Origin of the sequence: Paenarthrobacter aurescens (assembly GCF_025421775.1) — a bacterium.
In the GTDB taxonomy this organism is placed as follows: domain Bacteria; phylum Actinomycetota; class Actinomycetes; order Actinomycetales; family Micrococcaceae; genus Arthrobacter; species Arthrobacter aurescens_B.
Genome location: NZ_JAOEFX010000002.1, coordinates 308,081 through 323,687, shown reverse-complemented (window position 1 = coordinate 323,687; position 15,607 = coordinate 308,081). Strand labels below are relative to the sequence as shown.

Annotated in this window: 16 protein-coding genes; 8 read left to right on the top strand and 8 right to left on the bottom strand. The window is 64.0% G+C overall.

The features are described from left to right. The first annotated feature begins 371 nt into the window (after positions 1–371). Positions 372–1,124 (top strand): ArsR/SmtB family transcription factor, encoded by a 753-nt coding sequence (locus tag N7568_RS04835; RefSeq protein WP_261608763.1) that lies wholly within the window; start codon positions 372–374, stop codon positions 1,122–1,124. Positions 1,125–1,194: 70 nt separating this feature from the next. Here N7568_RS04835 and N7568_RS04830 read toward each other — a convergent pair whose 3' ends face one another. Together N7568_RS04830 and N7568_RS04825 are read right to left on the bottom strand one after the other, a co-directional pair. Further along, positions 1,195–2,193, bottom strand: a complete 999-nt coding sequence (locus tag N7568_RS04830; RefSeq protein ID WP_261608762.1) for a nucleoside hydrolase — start codon at positions 2,191–2,193, stop codon at positions 1,195–1,197. 109 nt (positions 2,194–2,302) lie between these two features. Next, positions 2,303–3,745 (bottom strand): MFS transporter, encoded by a 1,443-nt coding sequence (locus N7568_RS04825; RefSeq protein WP_261608761.1) that lies wholly within the window; start codon positions 3,743–3,745, stop codon positions 2,303–2,305. Between the two features lie 135 nt (positions 3,746–3,880). Here N7568_RS04825 and N7568_RS04820 point away from each other — a divergent pair, with 135 nt between their 5' ends. Then, positions 3,881–4,654, top strand: a complete 774-nt coding sequence (locus N7568_RS04820; protein WP_261608760.1) for a GntR family transcriptional regulator — start codon at positions 3,881–3,883, stop codon at positions 4,652–4,654. 47 nt (positions 4,655–4,701) lie between these two features. Continuing rightward, positions 4,702–5,610, top strand: a complete 909-nt coding sequence (locus N7568_RS04815) for a ribokinase (protein ID WP_261608759.1) — start codon at positions 4,702–4,704, stop codon at positions 5,608–5,610. Here N7568_RS04815 and N7568_RS04810 read toward each other — a convergent pair. Both N7568_RS04810 and N7568_RS04805 read right to left on the bottom strand, forming a co-directional pair. After that, positions 5,556–6,617, bottom strand: coding sequence for an SDR family oxidoreductase (locus tag N7568_RS04810; RefSeq protein ID WP_261608758.1), 1,062 nt, complete (start codon positions 6,615–6,617; stop codon positions 5,556–5,558). The genes N7568_RS04815 and N7568_RS04810 overlap by 55 nt on opposite strands. Next, a complete protein-coding gene (locus N7568_RS04805) occupies positions 6,614–7,216 on the bottom strand; it encodes a TetR/AcrR family transcriptional regulator (RefSeq protein WP_261608757.1) in 603 nt (200 codons plus the stop codon). Before N7568_RS04805 ends, N7568_RS04810 begins: the two co-directional genes overlap by 4 nt. 81 nt (positions 7,217–7,297) lie before the next feature. On the opposite strand from N7568_RS04805, the gene N7568_RS04800 reads away from it, so the two are divergent. Further along, entirely contained in the window at positions 7,298–7,567 is a 270-nt protein-coding gene (locus N7568_RS04800) for a type II toxin-antitoxin system Phd/YefM family antitoxin (protein WP_261608756.1), read from the top strand. Then, the gene (locus N7568_RS04795) at positions 7,564–7,965 is read left to right on the top strand and encodes a type II toxin-antitoxin system VapC family toxin (protein WP_261608755.1); all 402 of its coding nucleotides are present in this window, start codon (positions 7,564–7,566) and stop codon (positions 7,963–7,965) included. The genes N7568_RS04800 and N7568_RS04795 overlap by 4 nt, the downstream gene beginning before the upstream one ends. Here N7568_RS04795 and N7568_RS04790 read toward each other — a convergent pair. The 3 genes from N7568_RS04790 to N7568_RS04780 form a co-directional block, all read right to left on the bottom strand. Then, entirely contained in the window at positions 7,962–8,246 is a 285-nt protein-coding gene (locus N7568_RS04790; RefSeq protein WP_261608754.1) for an acylphosphatase, read from the bottom strand. The genes N7568_RS04795 and N7568_RS04790 overlap by 4 nt on opposite strands. Before the next feature lie 156 nt (positions 8,247–8,402). Beyond that, complete coding sequence (locus N7568_RS04785; RefSeq protein WP_261608753.1) at positions 8,403–9,299, bottom strand: pullulanase X25 domain-containing protein; 897 nt, start codon at positions 9,297–9,299, stop codon at positions 8,403–8,405. A gap of 145 nt (positions 9,300–9,444) precedes the next feature. Then, the gene (locus N7568_RS04780; RefSeq protein WP_261608752.1) at positions 9,445–10,476 is read right to left on the bottom strand and encodes an adenosine deaminase; all 1,032 of its coding nucleotides are present in this window, start codon (positions 10,474–10,476) and stop codon (positions 9,445–9,447) included. Between the two features lie 83 nt (positions 10,477–10,559). Between N7568_RS04780 and N7568_RS04775 the strand changes: the two genes are divergently transcribed. The 3 genes from N7568_RS04775 (at position 10,560) to N7568_RS04765 (ending at position 13,020) form a co-directional block, all read left to right on the top strand. Next, the gene (locus tag N7568_RS04775; RefSeq protein ID WP_261608751.1) at positions 10,560–11,474 is read left to right on the top strand and encodes an MSMEG_6728 family protein; all 915 of its coding nucleotides are present in this window, start codon (positions 10,560–10,562) and stop codon (positions 11,472–11,474) included. 140 nt (positions 11,475–11,614) lie between these two features. Next, entirely contained in the window at positions 11,615–12,007 is a 393-nt protein-coding gene (locus N7568_RS04770) for a DUF1622 domain-containing protein (protein ID WP_261608750.1), read from the top strand. Next, on the top strand, positions 12,004–13,020 hold the full coding sequence (locus N7568_RS04765) for an alpha/beta hydrolase (RefSeq protein WP_261608749.1): 1,017 nt from the start codon (positions 12,004–12,006) through the stop codon (positions 13,018–13,020). Before N7568_RS04770 ends, N7568_RS04765 begins: the two co-directional genes overlap by 4 nt. Positions 13,021–13,116: 96 nt before the next feature. Here N7568_RS04765 and N7568_RS04760 read toward each other — a convergent pair whose 3' ends face one another. After that, positions 13,117–15,573 carry a Tex family protein gene (locus N7568_RS04760; RefSeq protein WP_261608748.1) on the bottom strand — a complete coding sequence of 819 codons (2,457 nt, stop codon included), beginning with the start codon at positions 15,571–15,573 and terminating at the stop codon, positions 13,117–13,119. Positions 15,574–15,607: the final 34 nt, after the last annotated feature.

The following is a 15,607-nucleotide window of genomic DNA, read 5'->3' as shown; positions in this document are numbered from 1 at the left end:
CGCCCTGATCTGCAGTGCGACGCACATCACAGAGAGAAACTATCGTAAAGTTTACGCAATAACAACAGATGAGTATCGGAAACTCGTGAGTAACTTCTGACGCTGAAATCCCCGGATTGATAGGCGAATTCTGGACTTTCGGAGCCTGACTTCCCTGTATCCGTACCTGATTTAGCCCCGAGATGACGTTAACTTTCCGAGTGTTCATGGAAACTATCGGAACGACTATTCCAGGGCCCCAGCCGCGCCGGGTGCGCGGGAATCATGCGGGAACGCCGGCCAGGACGGGCGACCCCGCAGCGTTCCGGCGATCTCACCGGGGAACGTCCAACCCGTTGACACGTGACCAATCGGTCACCTATCCTGAACCCATGGACGCCGTGTTCAAGGCCTTGGCTGACCCAACCCGCAGGGAACTGCTCGATGAGCTGTTCCGCGAGGATGGCCAATCCGCCACAGCCCTCGGGGCCCGGTTCGAGATGACCCGTTTCGGCATCGCCAAGCACCTCAAGCTGCTGGAGGATGCAGGATTGGTGGTCACCCGCCGTCGGGGGCGCGAGAAGCTGCACTTCCTGAACCCGGTTCCCATCCGCCTTATCCACGATCGTTGGGTGAGTAAATACGCAGAACCATGGGCCGCTGCCCTCAGCGACCTCAAATCCAGATTGGAAAGTCCCATGGAAAAGATCTTCGAGATTTACATCAAGACCACTCCGGAACGGCTGTGGGAAGCAATCACCAACAGCGATATCCGCAGCCAGTACCAGTTCGGAAACACCTTTACGTCGGACTGGACGCCGGGCAGCCGATTCGAAATGCACAACGTCAAAGCGGACGCCCCGCTCGGTGAAGGCGAGAACATCGAAGTCGATCCCCCACGCCGGCTGGTCCAGACCATGCGGGCACTGTGGGGCGAGGACGTGAAGGCCGAAGGCACGTCGCGCATCACGTGGGAGATCGAACCCGTGGGCGGCTCATGCCACCTCACCGTCACGCACGATCAACTCCGCGAAGGCGCCAACGACCAGCTCTACGGCGGCTGGCCGATGATTCTCTCCGGCCTCAAGACCTGGCTGGAGACCGGGGAGAAGCTCACCACACCCGGCTCGCTCATGTACGCATAGGAGACTTAAACGCGGACGACGACGGCGGGCACCTGCCGCCGTCGTCGTCGATACCTCAGTCTCCCGCCCGTCAGGCGACGGGCACAGTCTCCTGCTCCTCGGAAAGCCAGGCCGCCTGCAAAGTACCCAGCAGGTGCGGTGCGAAGTCCTCGCCGATTTCGAGTACTACGCGACAACGTGCACCGCGCTGCTTCGGGAAGCCGGCGTACTGGCCCCGGAGATCGCAGACCGTCTGGCCACGGCCGGGTCCATCGGTGGTGTCCACCTGGACGCGGACGGTCGGAGCCAGGGTGAGCTCCACTCCCCTGACCGCAATGGCTGCCGCCAGCGGATCATGCATCGCCGAGCAAGCGCGCCCGAAGATGTCCACGTAGAAGCCGAAGTAGTAGCCCAGCATTTCCCCAAGCGCCTGCGAGACCGGGTGCTCCGTGGCCAGCAGTTCCTGGCGGTGGTTCTCCTCCAGGACATTGGTCATGGTGACATCCAGGGGTACCAGTGTCACGTTCCAATCGGCGGCCAGGACTTCGGCTGCGGCTTCGGGGTCGTTGGCGATGTTGGCCTCAGCCACGGGAGTAATGTTCCCTGGTGCCAGCGCTGCGCCGCCCATGATGGTGACGTCGGCGATCAGCTCAGGCAGCTTGGGCTCCAGGCGAAGGGCTTCTGCGATGTTGGTCAGCGGACCGATGGCCACCAGCCGCAATTCCCCCGCGTACTGGTGGGCCAATTGGACAAGGAGTTCCGCAGCCGTGGCTTCGACCGGTTCGCGATCGGAAGGAGCCAGGTCCACGCCGCCGATGCCGTTGTCGCCGTGGACGTGCGGGGCCCCGCCGTGGAAGGTACCCACCTGCGGATCGTGCGCACCGATCGCCACGGGGATGTCCGGGTGGCCGGCCAGGTTCAGCAGGTCCAGGGTGTTCCTGGCGCCGCCGGCCGCGCTGACGTTGCCACTCACGGTGCCGATGCCCACGAGGTCCGCCCGCGGGGAGGCCAGCAGGTAGGCAAGGGCCAGAGCGTCGTCGATGCCGGTATCGCAGTCAAGGAAGAAGGGGGCGGCGGTGCCCGTTGTCATGGGGCGCAGTGTCATGGTCTCTCGTTTCAGGTGTAGCGGGCTGCTTGGTGCGTGGGATGGGGTGTAGCTGGGGTGCGTGGCGCGCAGAGCCGCGTGCCGGCGTCGTGCGTTAGATCTTTTCGCCCTTGGGAGCGGCGATGAACAGGCTGACAATGAAGGCGAGTGCCGTGATGGACACCGAAATCCAGAGGGCCGTGGAGTACCCGGCTGCGGTGCCCTGACCCGCGAACGGGGCCACGACCACGACGCCGAGGCTCGCCCCGATGCCGAAGGAGGCGCCGTTGATGCCCGGCAAAGCGGCGGGTGCTTCCTTGGGCGAGAGCAGCACCGACAGGCCGTTGATGGCGGTCAGGAAGAAGCCGTTGTAGAAGATACCCAGCGCGGCGATGGCGATGAGGACCGCGATTTGGTTGTGGGCGAACAGTGCGGCGACGATCGCGCAGGCCAGGCTGGTGGCGGTGCCCACGCGGACAGTCTTGATCCAGCCGCGTCGGTCGGCGATCCAGCCGGCCAGCGGAGCGGCGAAGACACCGATCAGCGCGGCAGGGGTGAGGAACAGCAGTGCTGCCACCGAGGCGGTCAGCCCGAAGCCGTTTTCCTTGTCCTGGCTCAGCAGCACCACGGTGAAGTTGATGATGGCGAAGATGCCCGCGAGCGTCAGCACCGTGGTGGCGATGACCGGCCAGACCTGGCGTGAACGCAGGTGATGGACGGCTACCAACGGGGTTTCGCGCTTCTTTTCAATGAGCCAGAAGGCCGTGAAGGACGCGATGCTGCCAGCGAGCAAGCCGAGTGCGGCAGGTGAGGTCCACCCGGCGGACGAACCCGTGGAGACGAAGTACGTGATGAAGACCAGGAACACGGACAGCGAACCTGCGCCCCACCAGTCCATCCGGCCGGGTGCGACGGCGGACTTTCCGCTCGGGACCACCTTGATGACACAGACGACGGCGATCGCGGCCAGTACCAGGACGGCGACAAAGATCGATTGGAAACCCAGGGTCTCAGCCATGAGGCCCCCGAAGTAGCCGTCCACTCCGCCAACACCGCCGTTGATGGCAGCGATGATGCCGATGGACGTGCCGAAAAGCCGGGCGGGCAAGTACTCGTTGAGCACGATGTAGGAGAGCGCAAAGATGGCGCTGGAGACACCCTGCATGAAACGGCCCGTGACCAGCAACGGGAGGGTGGGCGCGAAGATGCAGAGCACAGTGCCGGCACCCATGATGGCCAGCACCAGGAGGAGTGCATTCCGGCGACCGATGAAGTCGCTCCAGCGCCCGATCACAGGACCGGAGATGGCGCCGGCCAGGAAGAACATCGACTGAACCTGGGCCACTGCTTCCGGGGTCTCACCGAAGAAGGACCCGATGTGCGGGAGCGCCGGGGTGATCATGCTGGCGTTGAGCTGGAAGGCCAGCACGGCAAGCACCAGCGTGGTGATCAGCAGTGCGGCGGCTTTGCCTTGGAAGCGGCCTTCGTCCGCGTTCGCCTTTGCGGCAGGGGCTTGTGGGGCTTCCGTCTGCTGGCCTGTGGCGGTGGGGATATTCACATCAAACTCCTTTGTCCGAGGGCGCAGGGCGGCGCCACGAGATGTGAGTTGTTATACAAGCATGTATTACGAGCTTGTGCAACCTGTCACACTCTTCCGGTACAGTGTCGGTAACCCATCTCAAGTGAGGCACCCTTGACCGACAACGCCGTCCAGTTCCTGTCCCGACCCATCGCTACCCAGCCCGGGCAGCCCTTGCGCGTCGCGGCCTACTCCCGCATCGCCGAAGCAATCCGGACCAAGATCCTGCCGCCCGGTTCGCTGCTCCCCACGGAGACCGAGCTCGGCACCATGATGGACGTCAGCCGCACCGTGATCCGGGAAGCGCTGATGTTGCTCGAAGAAGACGGCCTCACCAGGGCACGACGTGGAGTTGGACGTTTCGTGGCAGATTCACTGCCCCGCATCGGCATAGAACATATCCGCCCGTTCGATCTGCTTCTCGGCGGGCCGGACCAGGACATCCAGGTCAAACGCGTAGCCGCCATCAAGCAGCCGGCCTCCGAGTTCGTGGCGCCGGGCATCGGCGTCGAGCCCGACGAGGACGTCTGGTTCTGGGAGAGCGTGCTCATCCGGAACGGCGAACCTGTGGCCCACCTGCAGGAAAACGTGGCCCAGGGTATCCCCGAGGCCACGGCCCTCGCAGAAGCCGCGGAAGCTCCCACACTTTCCGCGTCAACGCTCCTCGAAGTGCTGAACGGAATTCCCGGCGTGAACCTTGGACCCGGCGAATGCCAGATCAGCTTGAGCACCGCCGGCCCCAGCCGTGCAAAGTTGCTGGGACTTCGCCCGTCCGATCCCGTACTGGTTCTCACCCAGTACGTTCGTCGGAACGGATCGGCGTTTTACCTTGCCAAATGCCTGGTCGCCGCAAAGGCCGGCCATCTTTCCGTCATCCAGTCTTCCTGAGCCACCCTCAGTCTCCCTGTACTGATTTAGCCCGAAAAGGACCTTCCATGAGCACTCCCGTTCAGTCTTCTGCGCCCATTTTGTCCTCCTCGCTCACCGTGGTGGGCAGCATCAACCTCGACGTCACGGCCACCGCCGGCCGCCTCCCCTCGCCGGGTGAAACCGTCGGTGGCGGCGTGCTCCGGCAGCAGCCCGGCGGCAAAGGCGCCAACCAGGCCGTGGCAGCGGCCCGGCTGGCGGGCAGCTCCCGCATGGTGGGGGCAGTAGGCCAGGACGACGCCGGCCTCAACCTCATTACCGCGATGTCGGGTGCCGGCGTCGACGTCCAGGACATTGCCAAGGTGGACGCTGCCACAGGTACGGCCCTGGTGCTGGTGGACGGCGAGGGCGAGAACCAGATTGTGGTGTGCCCGGGCGCAAACGGCTTGGTGGCCCTGGACGGCGTCACTTTCCGCGACGACGAGGCCCTGCTCTGCCAGCTCGAGGTGGACCAGGACGTGGTGTTGGAAGCCGCTCGGCGGGCCAAGGGATTCTTTGCGTTGAACGCTGCTCCGGCGGCACCGATCATCCCCGAGCTCCTGGAGCGTTGCGACCTGGTGATCGTGAACGAGACTGAGTATGAGCTGATCCCGGCCCTTCGCAACGCGCCTTTGGTTGCCGTCACGTACGGTGGCGACGGCTCGGCGATCTTCGTCGACGGCGAACGGGTCGCCGAGGCCCCGGCCGTACGTGTCACGGACATTGCCAACACCATCGGAGCCGGAGACGCCTTCTGCGCCGCCCTGGTCCTGGCACTCCAGTCCGGTCTTGAGTACGGTCATGCACTGGCTGTGGCCAACGCCGTTGGCGCGGACGCCGTGCGCGATGCTTCGTCCCAGCCCGCACTGAAGCCGCTGGAGGACTACGTCGAGGCGACGCGTTTGCCTGACGCAACGAGTTCCGCTGCCACCAAATAATCAGCCCATCGCCGCAGAGCAGGCCCCACTGGCGGATGGTGCAATCCGTGTGCTTCCGCCAAGGCGACCGCCGGCGCCGTCGGATATCTGTCCTCGGACAGGAACGACAATGTCTCCGGATCCGCGCCTGTGAGCTTGGGCGGCAGCTTCTTCAGCAAGCCGCTGGGAATTGTCAGCCAAGGGATCCGGACCTTCAGGTGTTTCCCGAGCATCCTCAGCAGATCCGGCAACGGCGGTGTGGCGTCATCGAGCACCCAGTACGAGGCATTTTCCGCTTCGGGCCTCGTGGGGACCAGCGCCATGAAGGAGGCCAGATAGTCCGCCGTGACTACAGGGACGAACGTGCGGTCATTCCCCGGCAACGCGGGTAGTTTTCCACGGAAGAGGTCCATGACGCTGGTGGCGAGGCCCAGCACCTGCGTGGACTCGCCGTTGACGGAATCCCCTATTACCGAGGCCGGATTGACCATGGTGAAGGGGACGCCCAGGGACGCCGCCACCGACTGGACCACCGCGTCGGACTCCACCTTGGACCCCTCATAGGCGCCCAAGCGTTTGTATTCCCTGGCGCGGCGCGAGTCATCCCACGGCACGTTGGCCGGGTCCTGTCCGCCCACCCGGTAGCCGGACAGATGCACCAACCTGGTCAACGCCGGCAGCTTCGCGGCAAAGCGAACCACACGTTCGGCGCTGGTCACGTTCGCGGAATAGGCATCCGCGGCGGTCATGCCAAAGGCGAAGGCGCCGGCGACGTTATGGACTTCAGTCACGGACGCGAAGTCGTTCGACGCCGGATCCTGGCCGAGGTCGTCACGGCTGAAGTCCACGAGGACGAAGGCTGGGCGCCCGCCCGCGTCGTGCTCCGCCAGCCACCCAGCCAGTCGTTGGAAGGAATCTTTCGTGCGCACGGCGGCTGTGACGGTCACTCCTTGTTGCAAGAGTTCCCGGACAAGCCACTGCCCTATGTGGCCCGTGGCGCCGAACACCAGAGCGTGCCGGGAGCTCATGCGCTGGCCTCGCTGTGAACTGCTGTCATCAGCATTTTGAGCGTCCCTGCAGCAGCGTCCAGGGGCTGGGTGGACTTGTGGGCGCGGGACAGAATGAGCGAGCCCTCCACCAGGCAAATCATCGATGTCGCCACAGGTTGCGCCTGCTCTTTCTCGAGCCCGAACGTCGCCAGATAGCTGGCTACGGCGCTGACCCAGGCGTCATAGACCTGGCCGCATGCCTCCCTGAGCGGCTCGTTCCCAGACCCTGCGTCCAAGGCAACGGACGAGACCGGACAACCGGCTTGATAGTCGCTGGCTTCCAGAATGCCCTTGAGTTCGGCGACCAGGGCGTCGACCACGGCGTTGGGTGAGGAGGACGCGATGGTCGCCCTGCCGATCAGCTCAGAGAATTGATCGCCCGCCAGACCCACGGCGGCGATCCCGAGTTCGGTTTTTCCTTCCGGGAAATGAAAGTACAAGGAGCCTTTTGGGGCCCTCGACCGGGCCAGCACTGTGTTGAGCCCCGTTCCGTGATAGCCGTGGAGCTGGATGAGGGCGAGCATGGAGTCGACCAAGCGCTGCCGGGTTGCGAGTCCTTTGGGGTACGGGGAAGCCATACGTAAATAATAGACCAGTCTATATATTTTCCGCCACTCCTCCGCCTGTTGAGCAAAGTGCTACGATTGCTACGGAGGGTGATGATGACAACTATTCCGCACCGGGAACTGCGCAACCAGAGCAGTAAGATTCTGGAACGCGTCAGGAATGGCGAAGTTATCGACGTCACCAACAATGGCGAGGTGACAGCCACCCTCATTCCCCCGTCGGCTTCACCCTTTGAGCGGCTGCTCCAAGCCGGTAGTGTCCGACCAGCCAGTCCGTCACCTGTGGACTTCCGCACCCTGCCCCGCGTCAGCAGCGACATGACGACAGCCGAGATCCTGTCTGATCTGCGCGGGGATCGGTGATCGTCTACGCGGACACATCCGCGGTTCTGAAGCTTGTTGTGGAAGAGCGGGAATCCGAAGCCCTGGCCGCCCATCTCCAAGGAATCCGGCTCGCAGGAGGCCACTTGGTGACGTCGATGCTCCTCTATACCGAGCTTCACTGCGCAGCACGCCGCCGCGGCCTGCCCTTTGATCAAGTCAACGATGTTCTTGCCGGCCTCAACCTTGTAGATGTCACCCGCACGGATTTAATGTATGCCTCAGCTCTGCCCAGGCAACTTCGGAGTGCAGACGCAATTCATCTGGCGACCGCCATCAGATTGCAAGTGGACTCCATGGTGGCGTATGACCAGGAACTGCTCCTGGCAGCCAAGGAATCCGGACTCATGACTGCGTCACCGGGCCGTGGCGGCTCCTAATCCACAATCCGGAAGGTATCGAACTCCCCTGTGGCCTCGGAAACCCTGAAGTCAACGTCCGCCACGTGGCCCGGGGCACGTGACGACTGGAGCCATGTCACCAGGTGGTCAATGTCTGCCGCTGATCCCTCGGCGACCAACTCCACGGAGCCGTCGGGGCTGTTGCGGACCGTTCCCTTCAGCAGGAGTTCGTCGGCTTTCCGGGCAGTCCAGTAACGGAAACCCACCCCCTGGACGACGCCGGTGACCCGGGCGGTGACACGCTGGGCTTCGTCAGTCATGAAACCACCTTAACGAAACGTGCGCTTGTCCGCCCACTCATCGTTCAACGTTCAAACTGTTCAAACCGTTCAAACCGTTCAAACCGTTCAAACCGTTCAAACCGTTCAACGAGGAGGAGAGCGAACAAGGGCAGGTTTCGAACCGGCAAAAGAGGCTTAGCCGATCACGATGTCCCTGGTCACGTGGCTGTACGTGATGGTGACGGGGCCGCCGTCGTGGTTCAACTCGTGGTTCGCACCATCACGGGCGCCGAACGCACCGTAGTTCTCGTCCCACGACCGGTTCAGCGCGATCTTATAGGTGTAGAAGCCGGCAGGCAGTTCAGCCGTCAGCGTCCACACCTGGACAATGGGGTTGAACTCCATCTGGGCTTCGTCGTACTGCGGCGCCCAATCCTCGGGGGCTCCCAGGATCTTGTTGAAGTCACCGGCAATCGCGACTGCCTCGGGCTGCGGCACGGTTTCGACGGCGGAAGCCGCCTTGGTCTTGGCCGGCGCCTTGCGGGTGGTGGCCTTCTTCGCGGCCGGAGCAGCCTTCGCCGTGGCAGCCTTGGCCTTGGGTGCAGATACCTTGGCCGCGGCAACCTTGGGCTCCGCTACCTCCGTAGCTGCAACTTTGGGATCGGCGGCCTTCTTCGGGGCGGAACGCTTCACGGCTGCCTTCTTCGCCGCAGGTTTCACCGGCGGCGCGGTCGGAACAGGAACGTCGGCAGGTACCGGGGTTCCGGCGTCGAGCGCCAATCCGAAAGCGGCCGCGTCCGGGAAGGCGACAGTCGCACGCAGGCCGTCGTCCGGTATGGTCCAGCCCGAGCGGCCCTTGACCAGCCAGCCGGCCTTGACCAGCTTGGCCGATGCCGAGGTGAGGGTCTTGTGGCCGCGGGGAATGCCGCCACTGAGAAGTTCAGCCTCATGGTCATTGAAAGGGACGCGGACGATTGCTTCGGCCAGTACCTCGCCGGCGTTAAGCGTTGCCCCGGACCACACGCTTTCAGCGAGGATGTCCAATACGGCCTTCAGACGAAGGTTGGTGTTCTCGGCGGTGTTCGCGCCCATGCTTCTCCTTCAACGGTGGATACTCCCTTGCAGTTTGCCAATGAATTGTTAATTCCCGCGACTGCAGAAGGTAAACACCGTGTGTCGTGACCGAGTGTGACACCCCAAACTTCGCAAGTGATCCACGGGTCTCGGCTGTTGGCGCCTAAGCGTGCGGCACCGAGGCTTTGACCCACTCCGTGACCTCGTCCAACAGCACGGCTTTTCGCGCTTCGCTGGCGAAGGAAGACCGGATGGAGTTTGCCGCCAAGGTTGCCTGTTCGGGGACGGAGAACTCCAGGACCTTGGCCAGTTGCTCGAAGTTGTCGTCCACGTAGCCGCCGAAATAGGCAGGGTCGTCGGAATTCACACAAACGTTCAAGCCGATGGCCAGCATCTCGGGCAGCGGGTGGTCTGCCAGTGTGTCCACGGCACGGAGGCGGACGTTGGACAGCGGGCACACAGTCAGCGGCACCTGCTCCGCCACCAGACGTTGGACCACGTCCGTATCTTCCATGCAGCGGATGCCGTGATCGATCCGCTCCACATGCAGGATGTCCAGCGCCTCAGTGATGTAGGAGGCAGGTCCTTCCTCACCGGCGTGCGCGATCCTCCGCAGGCCCGCCTCGCCGGCGCGCTGGTAAAGGCGCTCGAATTTCGACGGCGGATTGCCCACCTCTGCTGAATCCAAACCGATGCCCGCGATCGGAGCGTGCATGGCGAGGAGTTGGTCCAGAACCTCCAGGGCGGAGTCCTCGGACATGTCCCGCAGGAACGCGGCGATGAGGAGCGTCGAAACCCCGAAGTCCTCCTCCGACGTCGCAAGCGCTGCAGCCACACCATTGACGCAGGTTTCCAGCGCCACGCCGCGCGAGGTGTGCGCCTGCGGGTCCATCATGATTTCCGCGTGGCGCACTCCACCGGCGGCTGCCCGCTTCAGGTAGGCGCGCGTCATGTCGGTGAAGTCCTGCTCCGTTTGCAGGACGGCCATGTTGGCGTAATAAAGGTCCAGGAAGGATTGCAGGTCCGTGAACTCGTACTTTTCCCGGAGTTCCTCGATGTCTTCGTACGGCAGTTCGATGCCGTTTCGTTCGGCCAGGGCAAAGATCAGCTCTGGCTGGAGAGTCCCTTCGATGTGCAGGTGCAGTTCGGCGACCGGAGGCGCCGTGGTCGTAGTTTTCTCGCCAAAAGTTTCCACCCGACAACTCTAGGCCCCAACACTGGCACGTGTCCCGGAGCACTCAACTTGGTTCTCAAGCGCGGCACCCTCAAACTGAAAGGATGCAGACTTTCCTCCCCTTCGCCGATTTCCGTGAGAGTGCCAAGGCCCTCGACACTTCAAGGCTCGGCAAACAGCGCGTCGAAGCACTCCAGATTCTCCGCGCGTTGGTGATCCCGGAGTACGGTTGGCAGCAGCACCCGGCCGTCCGCATGTGGATGGGCCACGTCCCCGCGCTCACCATGTATGGCCTGGCGATGGCCGAGGAATGGATGGATCGCGGCCACCCCGACAACACCCGGGACAACATCGCGGAGTTCGCACCGCAGGCCGCCCACCCGGACTACGCGTCCAGGATCATCATGCCGCCGTGGTTGGGACACGAGGACCTGCACTTGAGCCACCGTTCCAAGCTGATCGGCAAGGACCCCAAGCACTACACCCAGGTTTTCCCGCGCACCGAGGAAAAGCTTGAGTACGTCTGGCCGGAACCCAAGCACGAGTTCCACCCGCAAGACCCCGAGGGCGACGCCCTGTTGATTCTGCGCGCCAATGTTGCGGATCTCCGCCCGGAGCAGCTGACAACTGTCGCGATGCCGCCGCACGGCAAGGCCAAGGCAAGCGTCGCCGCAGACCCCGACGAGTACCAGTTTGTGTACGCCGAGGAGAAGTCCCGCCGCCAGGTCAAGGGCCCCAAGAAGCGTCCAGCGAAGCAGCTCGAAAAGAAGCCCACGCGTAAGCGCCAAGCCCAGGAGCAGGCCTTCAACACCCTGCCCGGCAAGACCGAGCTCGCCGTTCCGTTCGACGGTGGACAGACTTTCGCGATCGGCCTCATCCAGGGCCGCCCCATCACCGTTGACGGCCGCTTCGCCCGCAACTTCGAGGTCACCAACGTCATCAAGCGCAGCGACTTCGACTACCCCGCGCTGCTGCAGGATCCCCGGGTCTTCTTCCCGGTCCCCGCGCCTGCACAGTAACTACGGTTTCTGCGGCACCTTTCAATAAGGCACGACTCAATAACGCACGACGGCGGCAGCCAGGTTCTGTTTCTACGGAACCCGGCTGCCGCCGTCGTTTGTGTGAGACGGTAAGGGCACGCAGCTAACTGGGGAGGGTCATGGATTTCCAGCACATCATCGAACAGGTTGGCCGGTACATGGACGCTGCCGGGGTGGCTGTCATGGTGATTGGGGCCTTGGTTTCCGTTCCGCTCGCACTGCGGGGCTACCAGCCGAAGCGTGCCAGCGGCCTCGCCCCATTTTCTCCGTATCGCTCTTACCGGCAGCTCCTGGGCCGGTCCATCCTTCTGGGGCTCGAACTCCTGGTGGCCGCGGACATCATCCGCACCGTCGCAGTCACTCCCACGTTCGAGAGCGTCGGGGTCCTGGCGATCATCGTGCTGATCCGGACGTTCCTCAGCTTCTCCCTCGAACTGGAGATCACCGGCCGCTGGCCGTGGCAGAAGGAAAAGCAGGCGGACGCCGGCGAGCCGCTACGATCGAATCCATGACGCAGCCGTGGAACCCGGACATTCTTGGCGAAGGCTTTGAACAACAAACGCTGACCCTCGACGGCGGCGCTGTCGCCACCTTGGTGCGGTACCTCGGCGCCGGCCCGCAGTGGCTGGATGCTCCGGAGGGCGTTGGCCTCGACGCTGATGTCCTCTATGTGCACGGCTGGTCCGACTACTTCTTCCAACGGCATGTCGCCGAATTCTGGCACCGGGCCGGCGCACGGTTCTACGCCTTGGACCTGCACAACTACGGTCGCAGCCTGGCTCCCGGACTGGTCCCCGGGTTCGTGACCAACCTGGCCGACTACGACGCCGACATCGCAGCAGCTCTTACCGCAATGGGCCGATCCGGTGCCGGTGCTGATCGGCCGCTTATTCTATTGGGCCACTCGACAGGTGGACTTACCCTGAGCCTGTGGGCCTCCCGTCACCCGGGAATGGCGTCCGCCCTGATCCTCAACAGTCCCTGGCTGGAGTTTCAGGCGACGGAACTCGGCAGGCGCGCGATTGCGCCCTTGGTTGGGCTCCACGCAAAACTCCATCCGTTGACACCCCTGCCGCCGGTTGATCCTGGGATCTACACCCGTGCCGTTTCTGCTGCGCTGGATGGCGAATGGGACTACAACCTCCAGTGGCGGCCGGACCGGGGTTTCCCCATCACTCCGGCATTCCTTGATGCCGTGTTCCGCGGCCAGGCCACAGTCGCCGCGGGGCTGGGCATCGACGTGCCAGTGCTGGTCCTGCTCTCGGACAAGAGCTACCTGCAGCCCAGGTGGTCCGCAGACGCGCTCACGGCCGACGTCGCCCTGAACGTCGATGCCGTGGCCCACCGCTCACTGTCCTTGGCCGACACGGTCACAGTGAGCCGGCTGCCGAATGCCTTCCACGACATTTTCCTCTCGCCGGAACCGGTCAGGCGGGAGGCCTTCGAGCGTATCGGCCGCTGGCTTCCCACAGCACTGCAACCCTGGGATGCAGTGGTGTGGGAAGCCAGGACCGCGGGGCTATAGCACCGGCCCAGCCGAACAATCCCGCTCTCGTCCGACTGACTCGCCGTTGATCGGGGCGATATTCGAACAAGGGCGGGATCCGTGGGCAGCTGGGAGCTATTTGCCGAGCCCGGCCCTTCGCAACGCCTCGGCCATGGCTGTGTTGGCAGAAGCGGCCGGAGCCTGTTGAGGGTTTCCCTGGCGTGTGCCACTTTGGCGGCGATCCCCCTGACCCCGCTGTGAACCCTGGCCTGGCTGCCCACCGCCGCGCTGACCTTGCTGGCCTGCCCGCTGACCGGCCGCGCGTTCGCCCGAGCCACCCGAAGCACGCCCGCCTGAAGCACGCCCACCTGAACTGCGGCCGCCCGCAGCGCCGGGTTCGTCGTCGAGCCTCAAGGTCAGGGAAATGCGCTTGCGCTCGGGGTCAGCCTCAAGGACCTTGACCCGGACCACTTGGCCGGACTTCACGATTTCGCGGGGATCTGAAACGAACTTGTTGGACAGTGCCGACACATGGACTAGACCGTCCTGGTGGACACCGACGTCAACGAAGGCGCCGAAAGCGGCCACGTTGGTGACAGTTCCTTCCAGGATCATGCCGGGTTTGAGGTCGGAGATTTTCTCGATGCCTTCGGAGAAGGATGCCGCCTTGAACGCAGGACGGGGGTCGCGGCCCGGCTTCTCCAGTTCGGACATGATGTCCTTGACCGTGGGCAGGCCGAAGGTGCCATCGACGAATGCCTGCGGATCCAACGCTGTGGCGGGTCCGCCGCCGGCTGCAACCAGGATCTTGCGGGCCACCGAATACGCTTCCGGGTGAACACTGGAGGCATCCAGCGGCTCCGCTCCCCCGGTGATCCGAAGGAAGCCGGCGCACTGTTCAAAGGCCTTCGCACCCAAGCGCGGGACCTTCTTGAGGTCGCTGCGCTTGGCGAAGGGCCCATTCTCGTTCCGGTAGGCCACGATGTTCTCACTCAGCAGGGGCCCTACGCCGGCAACCCGGCTTAGCAGTGCTGGCGAGGCGGTGTTGACGTCCACGCCCACGGCGTTCACGCAGTCCTCCACCACGGCATCCAGTGAACGGTCCAGCTTCGCCGCTGTGACGTCATGTTGGTACTGCCCCACGCCGATGGACTTGGGCTCGATCTTGACCAGTTCCGCCAGCGGATCCTGGAGTCGGCGTGCAATGGACACAGCTCCTCGCAGCGAGACATCCATGCCGGGGAGTTCCGAGGCGGCGAGTGCCGAAGCGGAGTACACGGATGCTCCGGCCTCGGACACCACCAGCTTCTGGATCCCCTTGGAGCCGGCAGCTTCGAGGGACTTGATGAGCTCCGTGGCCAGCTTGTCCGTCTCACGGGAGGCCGTTCCGTTGCCAATTGCCACGAGTTCCACGTTGTACTGCCGTGCCAAACGGCCAAGGGTGGCCAGTGCCTCGTCCCACTTCTTCGCGGGTGCGTGCGGGTAGATGGTGTCCGTGGTGACCACTTTGCCGGTGCCATCCACGACGGCCACCTTCACGCCGGTCCTGAGCCCCGGGTCCAGGCCGAGCGTGGAGCGGTTACCCGCAGGAGCGGCCAGCAGGACGTCGCGGAGGTTGGCGGCAAAAACGCGCACGGCTTCATCTTCGGCGTCGGCGAACATGCGGCCGCGAAGGTCGGTAGTGAGGCGGTCAAGGATGCGGCCCCGCCAGGCGAGCTGGGCAGTTTGTGTCAGCCACGCGTCCGCGGGCCGACCCTGGTTGGCGACCCCGAGGCACTTGGCCACAGCGTTCTCATACTTACCGCGGGCGGCGGCCAGGGCGTCGTCGTCGGCTGGGTCCGCCTCGGCGAGATCCAACTCCAGGACGCCGTCCTTCTCACCACGCAACAGCGCCAGCACGCGGTGCGACGGCATGCCGGAGGGCACCTGCGTGAACTCGAAGTAGTCCTTGAACTTCTGGCCCTCGGCCTCCATGCCCTTCTTGACCCGGGACACCATGCGCCCCTGCTTCCAGAGGCGTTCGCGCAGGTCCTCGGCGAGATCGGCGTCTTGCCCCACGCGCTCCACCAGGATGGCGCGGGCTCCTGCGAGCGCCACAGTGGCGTCGTCGATGGAGTGCTCGGCGTTCAGGTACTTGGCGGCCTCGGCAGTGGGGTCAAGCTGGGGATTGGCGAGCAGGACGTCGGCCAGCGGCTCCAACCCGGCTTCGCGGGCGATCTGGGCCTTGGTGCGGCGCTTGGATTTGAAGGGAAGGTAAATGTCCTCAAGTCGCGCCTTGGTATCCGCACCGACGACGGCGGCTTCCAGTTCCGGGGTCAGCTTGCCTTGGGCAGCAATTGCCTCAAGGACGGACTTCCGCCGCTCTTCCAGCTCGCGCAGGTATCTGAGCCGTTCTTCGAGGTCGCGGAGCTGGGTGTCATCGAGCGTCCCGGTAACTTCCTTACGGTAGCGGGCGATGAACGGGACGGTGGATCCGGCGTCGAGCAGTTCCACCGCGGCCTTGACTTGCCAGGCCTTGACGCCGAGTTCGGCGGCGATCTGGGCGTGGATGGCGGAGTCAGCTGACTGGTGTTGGAGATTTGAAGTCACCATGACAGTTTGCCTCACGTGGCCGACAGTTTCCGAA

Excerpts from the sequence above, each read along its gene's own strand:
- N7568_RS04815 (WP_261608759.1), top strand. The coding sequence starts at position 4,702 with ATGAGCACTCCCGTTCAGTCTTCTGCGCCCATTTTGTCCTCCTCGCTC.
- N7568_RS04775 (WP_261608751.1), top strand. The coding sequence starts at position 10,560 with ATGCAGACTTTCCTCCCCTTCGCCGATTTCCGTGAGAGTGCCAAGGCC.
- N7568_RS04765 (WP_261608749.1), top strand. The coding sequence starts at position 12,004 with ATGACGCAGCCGTGGAACCCGGACATTCTTGGCGAAGGCTTTGAACAA.
- N7568_RS04805 (WP_261608757.1), bottom strand. The coding sequence starts at position 7,216 with ATGGCTTCCCCGTACCCCAAAGGACTCGCAACCCGGCAGCGCTTGGTC.
- N7568_RS04760 (WP_261608748.1), bottom strand. The coding sequence starts at position 15,573 with ATGGTGACTTCAAATCTCCAACACCAGTCAGCTGACTCCGCCATCCAC.
- N7568_RS04810 (WP_261608758.1), bottom strand. The coding sequence starts at position 6,617 with ATGAGCTCCCGGCACGCTCTGGTGTTCGGCGCCACGGGCCACATAGGG.
- N7568_RS04790 (WP_261608754.1), bottom strand. The coding sequence starts at position 8,246 with ATGACTGACGAAGCCCAGCGTGTCACCGCCCGGGTCACCGGCGTCGTC.
- N7568_RS04770 (WP_261608750.1), top strand. The coding sequence starts at position 11,615 with ATGGATTTCCAGCACATCATCGAACAGGTTGGCCGGTACATGGACGCT.
- N7568_RS04800 (WP_261608756.1), top strand. The coding sequence starts at position 7,298 with ATGATGACAACTATTCCGCACCGGGAACTGCGCAACCAGAGCAGTAAG.
- N7568_RS04830 (WP_261608762.1), bottom strand. The coding sequence starts at position 2,193 with ATGACAACGGGCACCGCCGCCCCCTTCTTCCTTGACTGCGATACCGGC.
- N7568_RS04785 (WP_261608753.1), bottom strand. The coding sequence starts at position 9,299 with ATGGGCGCGAACACCGCCGAGAACACCAACCTTCGTCTGAAGGCCGTA.
- N7568_RS04835 (WP_261608763.1), top strand. The coding sequence starts at position 372 with ATGGACGCCGTGTTCAAGGCCTTGGCTGACCCAACCCGCAGGGAACTG.